The organism is Mammaliicoccus sp. RAM2 (genome assembly GCF_045897195.1).
Lineage (GTDB): Bacteria > Bacillota > Bacilli > Staphylococcales > Staphylococcaceae > Mammaliicoccus > Mammaliicoccus sciuri.
In genome coordinates this window covers 99,741-115,650 of sequence record NZ_JBJNWI010000001.1, presented here as the reverse complement: position 1 = coordinate 115,650, position 15,910 = coordinate 99,741, and the positions used below count along the sequence as shown (strand labels likewise).

Genomic DNA, 15,910 nt, shown 5'->3' with positions numbered 1-15,910 from the left:
AATGAAAAAGATTGAATTGCATATTACGTTACAAGGTCAAGTATTAGATACACAAGGACAAGCTTTAAATAGAGCGGTACATGATTTAGGTTATGAACAAGTCAATGATATAAGAGTTGGTAAAGTTATTTACATGACTGTTGATGAAACAGATGATAATTCAATCAAGAATGTCGTTAATACTTTAAGTGAGAAGCTATTTGCCAATACGGTTATTGAAGAATATAGTTTTAAAATCTTAGAAGATAAGGAGAACGCATAATGAAATTAGCTGTATTAGTATTTCCAGGATCTAATTGCGATCGTGATATGTATAATGCTGCTAAACGTTCAGGTGTCGAAGCGGCATATGTAGACTATAGAGAAACTTCTCTTGAAGGTTTTGATGGTGTATTAATACCTGGAGGCTTCTCATTTGGTGATTATTTAAGATCAGGTGCAATGGCACGCGTAGCACCAATTATTAGTGAAGTGAAAAGACTTGCAAGTGAAGGTAAACCAGTACTTGGCGTATGTAATGGATTCCAAATCTTAACAGAGGTTGGTTTGTTACCAGGTGCACTGTTACATAACGACAGTCATTTATTTGTAAGTAGAAATGAATCGTTAACAATCGTGAATAATGAAACGAAATTCACACATCAGTATGAAAAAGATGAAACTGTCATTTATCCTGTTGCGCATGGTGAAGGTCACTATTATTGCACAGATGTATTATACGAAGAACTTGTTAATCATAATCAAATTATTTTAACTTACAATGATAATCCTAATGGTTCATACAAAGATATAGCTGGAATTACGAATAAAGAAGGAAATGTTTGTGGGATGATGCCTCATCCAGAACGTGCCATGGAAACATTACTTGGTTCAGATAGTGGCGTTAAATTATTTCAATCTATGATCGAAAGTTGGAGGGAACAACATGTCTAAGTTTTTAGAACCTAGTATAGAAGAAATTGAAAAAGAATATTTATATAGAGATATGGGTTTAACTGACGAAGAATATCAAAAGGTCGTAAGCATTTTAGGACGCAAACCGAACTTTACTGAAATAGGTATATTCTCGGTAATGTGGAGTGAACATTGCTCATATAAACATTCTAAACCATTTTTAAAACAATTCCCTACTTCTGGAGAACATGTCTTAATGGGTCCAGGTGAAGGTGCTGGTGTTGTAGATATCGGTGATAATCAAGCAGTCGTGTTTAAAGTAGAATCTCATAACCATCCTTCAGCAATTGAACCTTATCAAGGTGCTGCAACAGGTGTTGGCGGTATAATCCGCGATATCGTATCAATCGGAGCAAGACCTATTTCTTTATTAAATAGTTTAAGATTTGGCGAATTATCAAATAAGACAAACCGTAGATTGTTTAGTGGTGTTGTAAAAGGTATCGGTGGTTATGGAAACTGTATCGGTATACCAACAGTAGCAGGTGAGATTGAATTTGATGAAAGATATGATGGTAATCCACTTGTTAATGCAATGTGTGTTGGTATTATAGATCATGACAAAATTCAAAAAGGTACTGCTAAAGGTATTGGAAACCCAGTTATCTATGTTGGATTAAAAACGGGTAGAGACGGTATTCACGGTGCAACTTTTGCATCTGAAGAGCTAAGTGAAGCATCTGAAAGTAAAAGACCTTCTGTACAAATTGGGGATCCATTTGTAGGTAAAAAATTAATGGAAGCAACTTTAGAAGCAATTACTTATCCTGAATTAGTAGGTATTCAAGACATGGGAGCAGCAGGATTAACATCATCTTCTTCTGAAATGGCAGCTAAAGGTGAAAGTGGTATTCATCTGCATTTAGAGAAAGTACCAACAAGAGAAAAAGGCATCTCACCATATGAAATGATGCTTTCAGAAACACAAGAGCGTATGTTATTAGTAGTTGAAAAAGGTACAGAACAAAAATTCTTAGATTTGTTTGAACATCATGAATTAGATTCTGCCGTAATAGGTGAAGTAACGGATACAAATAGATTTGTCTTGTCTTATGAAGATGAAATATACGCTGATATTCCTGTGGAACCGTTAGCTGATGAAGCACCCGTTTATATTCTTGAAGGTGAAGCAAAAGAATTTGATCAAAATGATAATCAATATGATGAAATCAATGTTGAAGAAGTTTTCCAGAAATTAATCAATCATCCAACAATTGCATCTAAGCATTATGCATATGACCAATATGACCAACAAGTTGGTGCCAATACAATTATCAAGCCAGGTATTAGTGCTGGAGTTGTGAGAGTGGAAGGTACAAATAAAGCTATTGCTTCTACTATAGATGGAGAAGCGAGATATGTTTATAACAATCCATATGAAGGTGGAAAAATGGTTGTTGCAGAAGCATATAGAAATTTAATTTCTGTAGGTGCTAAACCATTAGCAATGACGGATTGTTTAAACTATGGTTCTCCTGAGAAGAAAGATATTTATCAACAACTTGCAGATTCTACTAAAGGAATGGCAGAAGCTTGTGAGGCTTTAAATACCCCTGTCGTATCAGGTAATGTTTCTTTATACAATGAAACAAAAGGGACATCAATTTTCCCTACACCTGTAGTCGGTATGGTTGGTTTAATTGAAGATGTGACGTATTTAAATGATTATCAACCACAAGTAAATGATCGTGTATTTATTGTTGGAGAAACAAAAGATGACTTTGGTGGCAGTCAGATTGAAAAGTTATTATTTAAAGAAGTTAATCATGAACCAAGTTCAATTGATTTATCAACAGAAGTAAAACGTGGAGAACAAATTAAAGATGCTATACGTTCAGGCAAAATTTCACATACGCAAGCAGTAGGTAAAGGTGGTCTTGCTATTGGACTTGCAAAAATAGCGACACACTTTAACTTAGGATTAGATGTGACGTTACCAGTAACAAATGCTCAATTATTTAGTGAAACTCAAGGTAGATATATTGTTGTCGTTAAAGAAGGACAATCTATAGATATTGATGATGCCGTTGAAATAGGTCGTGTTACTGATAATGCTCAATTTACGATTAAAAATGATGCTGCTCAAATTAAATACAATGTATCTGATTTGAACGAGCAATTGAAAGGGGCAATAGCTCAATGCATGATATCAAGAGTTTAAATGAAGAATGCGGCGTATTTGGTATATGGAATCATCCCGAATCTGCACAACTCACATATATGGGTCTTCATAGTTTACAACATAGAGGTCAAGAAGGTGCAGGAATTGTAACTTCAAACGGTTTCGAGTTAAAAGGTGAAAGAGGATTAGGTTTATTATCTGATGCCATAACGGATACACAATTAGAAGGTTTTAAAGGGAATCAACATGCAATAGGGCATGTAAGATATGCAACTTCAGGCAACAAAGGAATTGAAAATATTCAACCATTTTTATATCACTTTTATGATATGAGTGTTGGTGTTTGCCACAATGGTAACTTAGTCAATGCACAAAGTTTAAGAAAAGAACTAGAACAAGAAGGCGCAATTTTCCATTCTTCTTCTGATACAGAAGTGATTATGCATCTTATAAGAAGAAGTAAGGCTCCTACTTTCGAAGAAGCATTGAAAGAAAGTTTGAATACAGTTAAAGGTGGTTTCACATTTGCTTTATTAACTAAAGATGCATTATATGGCGCTGTTGACCCAAATGCAATAAGACCTTTAGCAGTCGGTAGAATGAAGACGGGTGCTTATATCATTGCTAGTGAGACATGCGCAATTGATGTACTTGGTGCAGAGTTTGTAAGAGATATTCATGCTGGTGAGTATATTGTTATAAATGATGATGGTATAAGAGTTGAATCATACACAAAGGAAACAACGACTGCAATTTCAGCGATGGAGTATATTTACTTTGCAAGACCCGACTCAACAATTGCTGGTAAGAACGTTCATGCAGTTCGTAAAGCATCAGGGAAAAAATTAGCTCAAGAAAGTCCGGCTTTAAATGCTGATATGGTAATCGGTGTACCAAACTCTTCACTTTCAGCAGCATCTGGTTTTGCAGAAGAAAGTCATTTACCTTATGAAATGGGTCTTGTAAAAAATCAATATGTCGCTCGAACATTTATCCAACCGACACAGGAATTAAGAGAACAAGGTGTACGCGTGAAATTATCAGCTGTAAAAGATATCGTACATGGTAAAAATATCGTGCTTGTTGATGATTCTATTGTGAGAGGAACTACGAGTAAACGTATCGTTAGAATGTTAAAAGACGCTGGAGCAAATGAAGTGCACGTACGTATCGCATCACCAGAATTCATGTTTCCAAGTTTCTATGGTATCGATGTGTCGACATCTGCTGAACTAATTTCTGCACATAAATCACCTGAAGAAATTAGAGATTATATCGGTGCAGATTCACTTGCATATTTATCAGTTGATGGCTTAATACGATCAATAGGGTTAGATAAAGACGTACCTTATCATGGGCTATGTGTAGAAAGCTTTACTGGTGACTATCCAGCAGGTCTTTATGACTATGAAGAAAGATATTATCAAAATTTAAGTCCACGTCAAAAAGCTTATTTAGCTAGTAATAAACAATACTTTGATAAAGAGGGTAATCTTAATGTCGAAAGCATATAAAGCATCTGGTGTAGATATTGAAGCTGGTTATGAAGCGGTCAATAGAATAAAGTCACATGTTCAAAGCACGATGAGAAAGGAAGTACTAGGTGGTTTAGGCGGCTTTGGTGCTGCATTTGATCTGTCACAATTAAATATGAAGAAACCAGTTCTTGTTTCTGGAACAGATGGTGTTGGTACAAAGCTTAAACTTGCAATTGATTATAACAAACATGACACAATTGGTATCGATGCCGTTGCGATGTGTGTGAATGATATTTTAACGACTGGTGCAGAACCTTTGTATTTCCTTGATTATATTGCGACGAATAAAGTAAATCCTGAAACGATTGAAGCGATTGTTTCAGGTGTATCTGTCGGTTGTAAAGAAACGAACTGTGCATTAATTGGCGGAGAAACTGCAGAAATGGGCGAAATGTACCATCAAGGAGAATATGATATCGCAGGATTTTGTGTTGGCGCTGTTGAAAAAGATGACTATATAGATGGCAGTGAAGTTGATGAAGGTGACGTCATAATTGGTATTACATCAAGTGGTATACATTCAAACGGCTACAGTTTAGTTAGAAACTTAATTAAAGAAAGTCAAATTAACTTAAATGATGCATTTGATCATGAGAGAACGTATTTAGAAACTTTTCTTGAACCAACAAAGTTATATGTTAAACCTGTTCTTGCGGTATTAGATAAAGTAAAAGTTAAAGGTATGTCACACATTACTGGCGGAGGATTTATTGAAAATATTCCAAGAGCTATTCCAGAAAATAAAGATGCACATATCGATGTTCAATCATATGAAGTACCACAAATATTCCAATGGTTAAAAGAGCAAGGAAAGATTGAAGCACAGGAAATGTATAATGTGTTTAATATGGGCATTGGCTTTGTACTTATCGTCAATAAAGAAGATGCACAAGAAACTTTAGATATCTTGAAAGCAAAAAATGAAGAAGCATATGTAATAGGTGAAATTTCAAACGGAACAGGTCAGGTCAAATTGACGGGGGTTCAATCATGATTAAAATAGCAGTATTTGCATCAGGAAATGGATCGAACTTTGAGAAAATAATGGAAAATATCGAAGCAGGTTATTTAGACCATATAGAGGTAACAGCATTGTATACAGATAACCCTAATGCTTTTTGCATAGAAAGAGCAAGACGATTTAATTTACCAGTTTATATCATTGATCCAAGAACTTACGATAGTAAAAAAGAATATGAAGAAGCACTACTCACAAGATTAGCTCAAGATCGTGTAAGTTGGGTTATTTTAGCAGGATATATGAAAATTGTCGGTCCTACATTATTAAAACAATATGAAGGTAAAATGTTGAATATTCATCCATCAATATTACCAAGTTTTCCTGGTAAGGACGCTGTTGGGCAAGCATTAGATTACGGTGTACGTGTTACAGGAGCAACTGTTCATTACGTTGATAGTGGTATGGATACTGGCGAAATCATCGATCAATTAAGCTGTAAAGTATATCCAGATGATACGAGAGAGACATTACAATTAAGAATACAGAACTTAGAATACGAATTATATCCACGTGTTATGAAAGAAATTATTCAATAAAGGAGTCTTTACAAAATGAAGAATGCAATATTAAGTGTGTCAGATAAAACAAATATAGAAGATTTCGCAAGCAAATTAATAGAAAATGATTATAAAATCTTTTCAACTGGTGGTACTAAAAAGGCACTTGAAAATGCTGGGATTGAAGTATATTCAGTTTCAGAGTTAACAAACTTTCCAGAAATAATGGATGGAAGAGTCAAAACTTTACATCCAGGTGTACATGGAGGGATTCTTGCAAATCGTTCTATTCCTGAACATTTAACAGCATTAAAAGAACAAGACATCGACTTAATTGATTTAGTAGTCGTAAATTTATATCCATTTAAAGAAACTGTCAAGAAAGAAGATGTAACAGAAGATGAAGCAATTGAAAACATCGATATCGGTGGACCAACTATGTTACGTGCAGCAGCAAAGAACTTCAAATTTGTTACAACAGTCGTAGATCCTGCTGATTATAACGAAGTCATTGAACGTATTGCTTCTGACAAACTTGATGAAAATTATCGTAAATCATTAATGGTTAAAGTATTTAAACATACAAATGATTATGACAATGCGATTGTTGAATTTTTTGGAAATACGTCAGAAACATTAAGATATGGTGAAAACCCTCAACAAAATGCTACTTTTGTAAAGACTTCAAATGAACCAAATACATTAGCTGGCGCTAAACAATTACATGGTAAAGCTTTAAGCTTTAATAACATTAAAGATGCTGATGCAACTTTATCACTTATTAAAAAGTTTGAACAACCTGCAGCTGTTGCAGTGAAACATATGAACCCATGTGGTGTTGGTGTAGGCGCATCAATTGAAGAAGCGTACGATTATGCATATGAAGCAGATTCACAATCTATTTTTGGTGGTATTGTCGCTTTAAATAGACCCGTTACAAAGGAATTAGCTGAAAAATTACATTCTATTTTCTTGGAAGTCATTATTGCGCCAAGCTATGACGAAGAAGCTTTAGAAGTCTTAACAGCGAAGAAGAATATTAGATTACTAGAAATTGATATGACTGAAACGCAAGACGAACAAGAATTTGTATCCGTATCAGGTGGATATTTAGTTCAAGATAAAGATAATGCAACATTAACGCGTGAAGAAATGAAAGTCGTTACAGATGTTGAACCAACTGAAGCACAATGGAAAGCGTTAGAACTTGGATGGAAAGTTGTCCGCTCAGTTAAAAGTAATGCTATTGTACTAGCAAACGATCACCAAACTGTTGGTGTAGGTGCTGGACAAATGAATAGAGTTGGCTCTGCAAAAATAGCAATTGATCGTGCAATTGAAATGAATGAAAATGTAGCATTAGCCTCAGATGGATTTTTCCCAATGGGTGACACTGTAGAAACAGCAGCAAAAGCAGGTATTAAAACAATTATCCAACCAGGTGGGTCAATTAAAGATCAAGATTCAATAGATATGGCAAATAAATATGGAATCAGTATGGTATTTACTGGAATGAGACACTTTAAACATTAGGAGGTCAATATGAAAGTACTTGTTATAGGATCAGGTGGAAGAGAACATGCGTTAGCTCAAAAATGTCAATCGTCTAAATTAGTAAATGAAGTCTTTGTCATTCCGGGTAATGATGCAATGGAAGAAGTTGCGACAATTGTATCGGATATTCAAGAAAATGATCATTTAGCTATAAAATCTTTTGTAGAACAAAACAATATTGAATGGGTAATAATTGGACCTGAACAACCTTTAATAGATGGTTTAACAGATGTATTAGAGGAAACAAATGCTAAAGTCTTCGGACCAAATAAAGAAGCAGCACAATTAGAAGGTTCTAAAGAATTTGCGAAAAAGATTATGGAAAAGTATCATATTCCAACTGCAGAATATAAGACAATCACAACAAAAGAAGAAGCAATCAATTATGTTGAGCAGTGCAAAATACCTATTGTACTTAAAAAAGATGGACTTGCAGCCGGTAAAGGTGTAATCGTTGCTTTAACACGTGAAGAAGCAAGGGAAGGCGTAGAAACTTTATATCAAACACCTCATGAAAAAGTAGTATTCGAAGAGTTTCTTGATGGAGAAGAATATTCAGTTATGACATTTGTGAATCAATCATATGCAGTTCCATTTGATTGTATCGCCCAAGATCATAAACGTGCATTCGATGGTGATAAAGGTCCAAATACAGGTGGTATGGGCGCATACTGTCCGGTACCACATATTACGGATGATGTATTGGAAGAAACGAATCAAAAAATCGCACAACCTATTGCGGATGCTTTGGTGAGTGAAGGCATTAACTATTTTGGTTTGATTTATATTGGCGCAATTTTAACAAAAGAAGGACCAAAAGTAATTGAATTTAATGCAAGATTCGGTGATCCAGAGGCACAAGTATTATTGACTAAATTAGATTCTGATTTTATTGAAATATTAAACAAGGTGTATCATAAAGAACCCATAACATTAGAATGGAAAGATGAAAGTGTTGTTGGTGTCGTATTAGCATCTAAAGGATATCCAGGTGATTATGATAAAGGATATTCAGTTGAAGGTTTAGAGCATGTAGATCAATATTTTGTGAGTGCTTTGAAGAAGAATTCAGCAGGCAAGTATGAAAATAACGGTGGACGTGTCATGATAGTTATCGGTACGGGTGATAATATTGAAACGGCTCAAAAACATGCATATGAACAAGTCAAACATATTAAAAGTGAACAATTATTCTATAGAAATGATATTGGGCATAAAGCATTAAAAGCATATAAATTATAATTAAAGGCTGAGACAACAAAGTTTGTCTCAGCCTTTTCATTGCGCTATATTTCATTCTTTTAGGGAAAGGTATGGTCAAATATAACGCAATGTTATCGAATATCTGAAATGTGTGTTATAGGTAAATAAATATTTAATAAATATGCAACAGCAACGAGTGCAATCGTCATTAAAATGAAATATGAATCATTTTTAGTGAAAGGTACCTTATAATAGAAAGTTCTTTTGCCGTTTGTGAATCCTTTTGCTTCCATTGCAACAGCTAACCTATGAGATTTTCTTATACTTTGACTTAACGTTGGAATGAGCAAATGGTGTATCCATTTTAAGGCTTTGCGGTTACTTTTATCTATAACTGCATAACGCATCTTTAAAGCTTGTCTTAACTGCATAAAAGAGCTAAACATAAGAGGTATCATGCGTATAGAAGCCATGAAAGCATATGCAATTTTAGGTTTGACTTTTAAATGTTGCATGAAACTATAAAACACATAAATGATTTGTGAAGTAAATGGTATAACCATGCCGTAAAACGAAATAACAAGTGTACGCATGGTTACGTGAATACCTCTTAAAAAGCTTTCTTCAGTAATATGAATAATGCCGAACTTGAAAATTGTTTCGCTTCCTTCACCATAAAAAATCATAAATAAGGAAGAAGTGAGTCCGAAAAATAAAGTGATTACAATGACGATTAATAGTGGTAACCATCTCACACCGCTCATGATGATTAAATAAAGGAACATAATAATCGTTAAATAGAGCATGAAATCAAATTGATGAATAAATATCGCATAGAAAAATAGAGCGATACCTAATATAAGTTTCGTTAGAATATTGACATCATCAATAAATGTAGAGTATTTCTTCCAATTAGTTAACATGAGATTCACCACCGCTTACATGTAATTGCTCGTCTTTGATCGTCAATCTTCTAGTAGCATAACGATTAATGATCTCATTTTCATGTGTAATCATTAAGATAGTTTGACCATTTTGTACACGCTCATGAAATAATTTGATGAGTTCAAAGGTGTTGTGACTGTCTAAACCGAATGTTGGCTCATCCAGTAAAATAATTTCAGAATTTGTACTTAATGCAGTTGCGACACTTAATCTTTTTTTCTGTCCTATTGATAATTCAAAAGGGTGTTGGTCTTTCACATGATTAAGTTTTAGTAACGTCAACATGTCTTGAGTCTTGTCATGAGCTGTCTGTTTATCTTGATAAGCATAATTGATAAATATTTCATGATAAACAGATGTTTCGATGAATTGTAATTCTGGATTTTGATAAACGAAATACATATGTTTAGAAGCATCTTTTACTTTTTTGATGTGTTTATTCTTATAAAGTATTTGACCATTATATTTAATGAGCTGCATCATCGTTTCTAAAAATGTTGTCTTACCTGTTCCATTTGGTCCAGTTATTGTAAGCCATTCGCCACTTGAAATCGTTAATTCATCTATACTAAATAGTTTTTTGGAGCCACGTAGTACATCTAACTCCTCTATATTTAACAACGGATTGTGCTCAGTAGTCTGTTTAGTTAATTTTGGGGCATATCGCCATGAGTTAGGGTGCCATACACCGTATTCATTTAATATGTCTGTATGATGATCTAATATATCTTGAGGTGTACTATCATGTGTGATTTCACCATTTTCATTCATCACGATGACTCTATCAACATAATTCCAAATATAATCAACTTTATGTTCCACGATTACAACGGTTTGATTTGTCCAATGCTCCATAATCAAATCCCATAGTTGAGTCGTTGATTGATGATCAAGCATTGCTGTCGGTTCATCAAGAAATAACGTATTTGTATCTTGTAATAATATAGAAGCAATCGCTAATTTTTGTTTCATACCACCACTTAAACGATTGATTTTTAGTGAAGGGTCAGCATTTAAATTTACCTGTTTCATGGCATTTTTTATAAATCCGTCCATTTTATCAGGTTCGATGTTCATATTCTCAAGCACAAATGCTAATTCTTCTTTAATCTCAGGCATACAAAACTGCGTATCTGGATCTTGGAAAATAACACCCGGAAGTGAATCGATATTGATTGAATCTACTTTCATCGGTATGTCCATCGATCTCGGTATAATACCACTTAATATATTTAATAATGTACTTTTACCAGATCCACTTGGACCTAGTAACAGAACTTTTTCTTTATCATTAATATTGATGTTTAAATTTTTAAATATAATGCGTTCATCATCAGGATACTTTAGTCTTAAATTTTTTAGTGATAACAATTGAATAACTCCTATAATAAGTCATAATCTTTTTTAGATGCTGGTCTGAACAATTTCGTAACACCAGTTTGGTCAAGTGCTTTTACAATTGCATAGCCTAATGCACCCGCAACGATTGCACCACTTAAAATTCTAATCGTAAACATTAAAATAACATTCCATAAAGCAACGTCACCTAAGTAATTATAGAACCAATCAATTGGTAACGTAATAATACCTGCAGCCATTCCAGCTATTACTGCAACTGATAATTTTCTTGATTGATATCGAACAGCTAGGAAGATGATTTCACAAGCTAAACCTTGTAATAATGCATATATAAATGTTGGAATATCGAATTGCCCCATTACAATTGTTTCTCCAGCGCCAGCAGCAAATTCAGCAAGAATGGCAACACCAGGCTTTTGAATAATTAAATAAGTGACAATTGCTGCAATAAACCATACACCATATACAGATTGTTCTAAGTGTAGACCAAGTGGTTTTAAAATTTCATAAGGTATCCATAAGAACTTATAAATGATTGCAAACAAAGCACCAATTAATACAGTTACTAAAATATCTGATAACGTTAATCTTTTTGACATGTTAAATTCTCCTTTTATATAAAAAAATGTGCACTCCTATATCTAAATAGAAGCGCACAAAAATATTGTTATCATTTAAAAATGAATATTATATGATTTACGAACACTTTCCTACGCTAGTATCATCTAGATCAGGTACAAAGGGTTCAGACCTTTTCATGTCTGTCTCAGTTTCAAAACACCCCTAGTGCATTTATTAATTTGTTATCCATACGATAAGTCTTATTAATCTTTTTGTCAATAGTAAATCATAAAAATAAAATTAATTTCTTAAATAAATGATTTGTAAGTCATTAAAATAAATTCAAAATAAAATCGGGAGCGAAATCGCAAATTGTGATTTCGCTCCCGACTAGGCACGATAATGAAATTTATTTATTCGAATGTGTCTTGTATATTTTCTTTTGTTTCATCTTGACCTTTGTTGTTGTCTTGCTTATTTTCTTGTTCTTTTTTCTTAGCTTTTTCTGCTTCTTCTTTATGCTTATCATTATGAGTCATAATAACACTCCTTTAAAATTTATGATATTATTATATACCCAACTACATATAAGTTTTAAACTTCTTGCTAGTACTTGGGACTGATTTTCAATATAATTAAAGACAATTGAAAATGAAACAATTATAATGTTCAATGAGGTGAAGAACATGGCTATAAAGAAAAAAAGCTGGGAAGTTCATTTTAGTCGAATTATAGGTATATTTATTTTGATTACTGGATTACTTATACTTTTTAATGCACCACGTATTAAAGATTATAATATCAAGGATTCAAGTAATATCCATATCAATAATATTTGGGACTTTTTTGTAGCTTTTTTTGATGAATTAGTAAGAATATTACACCATTATATCGGTAACTTTCCAGTTATCGCAGCAATTATAGTATTGCTATTTGGTGTGTTTGTATTATTAGTAGGACGTACTTTAAGAAGAACGACGCATTACGATTATGATATTTCTATATTTTATATCGGACTCACAATTATTTTAATGATTGTTATTATGATGACCATGTTCCAAGTATATAGTTTTGCATCTTTCTTATTTATTATTCCATTTGCAATTCATGTGGGATATGTCGTTTATAAAAATGAACTGAATCCAATGCATCGGAAGAAACATTATTTATGGATTATTATTTCATATGGATTATGTTATTTCATTTCACAATTTGCAATGAACCATAATATCGATACTCAAAATGTAAAACCTATAGACGTTATGAGTGTAAACTTATTCTTCATACTGTTATGGTGTCTGAGTCAAATGTCAGTATGGATTAGTTTATATTTAAGAAGATCATTACCAGTAAGTGATGAAGACATTGAACAATTTCATGAAGAAAGATATTCAAGAGTTAAAAATAATCGCTTAACAAGAAAAATATATACTTTAGCAGAAGGTTTTTACCAAAAATTACAGAATTTCAAACAGGCTACTTTAGAAAAATTCAATTCTGAAGAGGCAATCGCTAAAAGAAAACGACGTAATGAAAAATGGAAAGAGATTATTAAAATCGAAGAAGACGATATTCCAAGATGGATGAGAAGACCGAAATGGTTAAAGAAAAGTTATATAGAATGGATAAGTACTGTAGTTTTATTCTTATTTACATTTATAGAGTTTAATAACCGTAATGGTTTATTCTTATCAGGTGAATGGAAATTATCTCAAATTCAATACGTTTTTGAATGGTTAACATTATTTATTTTGATGTTATTGATTATCTTATATGCATACTTCAATTACACGACAAATTATAAGAATAAAAATAATTTTGGCAAGTTGTTTGTCATTTCAGCATTATTCTTTGAAATTGCAACGACATTCTTTGTATCAGCAATTCAAACTTCACAATTTTCCGTGTTTATCACACCAATTTCATTTTTACTATTATTATTTGTGACACCTGCATTTATCATTCACTTGAAAAAATCATTTTAATATCATACACAAGATAGTTAGACACTTTATTGAGCAATATGCGCTTAATAAAGTGTTTTTTATTTTATAATTTACGTGAGCAATTGCTGTATTTAAAAGTTTAAATATGTAATAAGTAAACTATTTTAATGAATTTATTCAAAAAATGTATTGCGTGGAATAATCTTATCCTTTATACTAACTTTAGTAAGCGTTTACATATAAGGGGATCAAAACTTTCTGGGGGAAATTTTGATTAATAAAATTCGGTTAACAGAGTATTCTAAAGGGGAATACTCTGTTTTTTGGTGTTTTGAATAATATACGTTATAATATGTGAGACATTTCGAAAGGATGGCTAATATATAATGAAACAATTAATGCTCAAAAAAGGAAAAGAAGATAAATATTTAAGAGGATATCCACTAGTTGAAAAAGACGACGTTTTTGATATGCCTAATATGGATGAAGGTGAATTAGTCGCACTTGTTGATGCGGGTAAAAGATTTATTGCAACTGCATATTATGGTGAACAAAATAAAGGTATAGGCTGGGTATTATCATTAGACTCAACTGAAAAGATTGATCATAACTTTTTTGTAAAGTTATTTGATGAAGCAAAAAATGATAGAGCATATTATGAAAATGTAGATGGTATCAATGCATATAGATTATTTAATGCTGAAGGTGATGGAATTGGTGGACTGACAATTGATCATTATGACGGTCATTTATTAGTTCAATGGTACTCAGTAGGCATATATCGATTGAAAGATAGAATATTACCTGCAATTAAAGAAGTCTTTGATTATAAATCAATTTTTGAAAAAAGAAGATTTAAAGGCATGGAAACAGCGTCAGACTTCGTAACGGGTGAAGCACCAGAATTTCCGTATGTCATTGAAGAAAACCATATGTTCTATAATATTAATCTTGATGATGGACCTATGACAGGTATTTTCTTAGATCAAAAAGATGTTAGAAAAAAGTTAAGAGATCACTATAGTCAAGATAAAGATATATTAAATCTATTTAGTTATACTGGTGCATTTTCAGTTGCAGCAAGTGAAAATGCTCGATCAACTACAAGTGTGGATTTAGCTAATAGAGCTAGACCATTAACTGAAGCAAACTTTGGTTTAAATACAATGGATCTTAATCAGAACCACATATTTATTATGGATGTATTTGATTATTTCAAATATGCTTTAAGACATGGTTTAAGTTATGACGTTGTCGTTATTGATCCACCAAGTTTCGCACGTAATAAGAAAAAGACTTTTAGTGTTCAGAAAAACTATCCTGAATTAATTGAAGGTGCATTAGAATTATTAAACGAGAATGGTAACTTAGTGTTAAGTACAAATTCAAGTGCTTTCCCACAAAAAGCATTCAAAAAAATGATAAATCAAACATTAGATCAATTAGGTGTTGATTATACAATCTCTGATGTAATGGGATTACCAAAAGACTTCAAGAGTCATCCTCACTATAAACCAAGTAAATACTTGAAAGTCGTATTCGTACAAATAAATGGTTAAAATTTCCTAGTTCGGGTATATATTATTATAATAATGATTGAATATAATCGAACTGTGAGGAGAATGGAAACAATGGGAATTTTCGATAAAATTACGACAAAAGCAGGCAATAAAGCATTTGGTATACAAGAAATAAAGAAGCGTTCTGAATTACCAACTTCACAAGAAGAATTGTTAGAACGTAGAAAAAAAGCTAAAGAAATTATTCATAAGAAGTCATTAATGTCTTCAGCTGCAAATGTAGTACCAATCCCAGGACTTGGTGTTGGTATGGATATTAAATTAATGGGCGATATCATTGAAGATATTAATAAAATTTATGGATTAAGTCATAAGCAAGTTAATAAAATGCAAGATGATCTAAAACAAAAAGTTTTAACATCTGCTGCAATGAGAGGTAGCCAGTTTATTGGTCAAAAAGTAACGAATGCAATGGTAAAAGTTATTTTTAGATCAGTCGTAAAAAGAGAAGCGGCAAAACAATCAAGATGGGTACCATTAGTTGGACAAGCAGTTGCTGGTTCAATAAGTTATTATTTAATGAAAAAAATGGGCGAAGATCACATTAAAAAATGTGAAACAGTCATTCAAGACTTTATAGGTGAATAAAATTTTGATACGAAGCTAAGGCATTTTGTAATGTCTTAGCTT

Annotated in this window: 15 protein-coding genes and 1 riboswitch; of the genes, 11 read left to right on the top strand and 4 right to left on the bottom strand. The window is 32.7% G+C overall.

Annotated features, from left to right (window positions below; genetic code table 11):
• Window position 1 precedes the first annotated feature (1 nt).
• From purS to purD, 8 genes are read left to right on the top strand one after another with little or no spacing between them, the layout of a single operon-like run.
• Window positions 2-262, top strand: coding sequence for a phosphoribosylformylglycinamidine synthase subunit PurS (gene purS, locus ACJTHF_RS00590; protein ID WP_048542179.1), 261 nt, complete (start codon window positions 2-4; stop codon window positions 260-262).
• Window positions 262-933 carry a phosphoribosylformylglycinamidine synthase subunit PurQ gene (gene purQ, locus ACJTHF_RS00585; protein WP_048542181.1) on the top strand — a complete coding sequence of 224 codons (672 nt, stop codon included), beginning with the start codon at window positions 262-264 and terminating at the stop codon, window positions 931-933. Before purS ends, purQ begins: the two co-directional genes overlap by 1 nt.
• Window positions 926-3,115, top strand: coding sequence for a phosphoribosylformylglycinamidine synthase subunit PurL (gene purL / locus ACJTHF_RS00580; RefSeq protein WP_058591011.1), 2,190 nt, complete (start codon window positions 926-928; stop codon window positions 3,113-3,115). The genes purQ and purL overlap by 8 nt, the downstream gene beginning before the upstream one ends.
• On the top strand, window positions 3,094-4,590 hold the full coding sequence (gene purF / locus ACJTHF_RS00575) for an amidophosphoribosyltransferase (protein WP_058591010.1): 1,497 nt from the start codon (window positions 3,094-3,096) through the stop codon (window positions 4,588-4,590). The genes purL and purF overlap by 22 nt, the downstream gene beginning before the upstream one ends.
• Window positions 4,574-5,608 (top strand): phosphoribosylformylglycinamidine cyclo-ligase, encoded by a 1,035-nt coding sequence (purM, locus tag ACJTHF_RS00570; RefSeq protein WP_107603413.1) that lies wholly within the window; start codon window positions 4,574-4,576, stop codon window positions 5,606-5,608. Before purF ends, purM begins: the two co-directional genes overlap by 17 nt.
• Window positions 5,605-6,171 (top strand): phosphoribosylglycinamide formyltransferase, encoded by a 567-nt coding sequence (gene purN, locus ACJTHF_RS00565; RefSeq protein ID WP_048542190.1) that lies wholly within the window; start codon window positions 5,605-5,607, stop codon window positions 6,169-6,171. Before purM ends, purN begins: the two co-directional genes overlap by 4 nt.
• 15 nt (window positions 6,172-6,186) lie before the next feature.
• Complete coding sequence (gene purH, locus ACJTHF_RS00560; protein ID WP_058591008.1) at window positions 6,187-7,665, top strand: bifunctional phosphoribosylaminoimidazolecarboxamide formyltransferase/IMP cyclohydrolase; 1,479 nt, start codon at window positions 6,187-6,189, stop codon at window positions 7,663-7,665.
• A 9-nt stretch (window positions 7,666-7,674) separates the two neighbouring features.
• Entirely contained in the window at window positions 7,675-8,928 is a 1,254-nt protein-coding gene (gene purD, locus ACJTHF_RS00555; protein WP_048542194.1) for a phosphoribosylamine--glycine ligase, read from the top strand.
• A 92-nt stretch (window positions 8,929-9,020) separates the two neighbouring features.
• Here purD and ACJTHF_RS00550 read toward each other — a convergent pair whose 3' ends face one another.
• The 4 genes from ACJTHF_RS00550 to ACJTHF_RS00535 all read right to left on the bottom strand — a co-directional run bounded on the left by ACJTHF_RS00550 (window position 9,021) and on the right by ACJTHF_RS00535 (window position 12,293).
• Window positions 9,021-9,812 carry an energy-coupling factor transporter transmembrane component T family protein gene (locus tag ACJTHF_RS00550; RefSeq protein ID WP_058591007.1) on the bottom strand — a complete coding sequence of 264 codons (792 nt, stop codon included), beginning with the start codon at window positions 9,810-9,812 and terminating at the stop codon, window positions 9,021-9,023.
• Entirely contained in the window at window positions 9,802-11,205 is a 1,404-nt protein-coding gene (locus ACJTHF_RS00545) for an ABC transporter ATP-binding protein (protein WP_058591006.1), read from the bottom strand. The genes ACJTHF_RS00550 and ACJTHF_RS00545 overlap by 11 nt, the downstream gene beginning before the upstream one ends.
• Before the next feature lie 11 nt (window positions 11,206-11,216).
• A complete protein-coding gene (locus tag ACJTHF_RS00540; RefSeq protein WP_048542198.1) occupies window positions 11,217-11,792 on the bottom strand; it encodes an ECF transporter S component in 576 nt (191 codons plus the stop codon).
• A 91-nt stretch (window positions 11,793-11,883) separates the two neighbouring features.
• Window positions 11,884-11,988, bottom strand: a riboswitch (TPP riboswitch).
• 179 nt (window positions 11,989-12,167) lie between these two features.
• On the bottom strand, window positions 12,168-12,293 hold the full coding sequence (locus ACJTHF_RS00535) for a hypothetical protein (RefSeq protein WP_255201038.1): 126 nt from the start codon (window positions 12,291-12,293) through the stop codon (window positions 12,168-12,170).
• Between the two features lie 147 nt (window positions 12,294-12,440).
• Between ACJTHF_RS00535 and auxA the strand changes: the two genes are divergently transcribed.
• From auxA to ACJTHF_RS00520, 3 genes are all read left to right on the top strand, one after another.
• Window positions 12,441-13,739, top strand: a complete 1,299-nt coding sequence (gene auxA, locus ACJTHF_RS00530) for a lipoteichoic acid stability factor AuxA (RefSeq protein ID WP_048542200.1) — start codon at window positions 12,441-12,443, stop codon at window positions 13,737-13,739.
• Window positions 13,740-14,086: 347 nt separating this feature from the next.
• Window positions 14,087-15,259: a class I SAM-dependent rRNA methyltransferase gene (locus ACJTHF_RS00525; RefSeq protein ID WP_048542203.1), complete on the top strand. Its 1,173-nt coding sequence runs from the start codon at window positions 14,087-14,089 to the stop codon at window positions 15,257-15,259.
• A gap of 72 nt (window positions 15,260-15,331) precedes the next feature.
• A complete protein-coding gene (locus ACJTHF_RS00520) occupies window positions 15,332-15,868 on the top strand; it encodes a hypothetical protein (protein ID WP_048542205.1) in 537 nt (178 codons plus the stop codon).
• The last annotated feature ends 42 nt before the right edge of the window (window positions 15,869-15,910 follow it).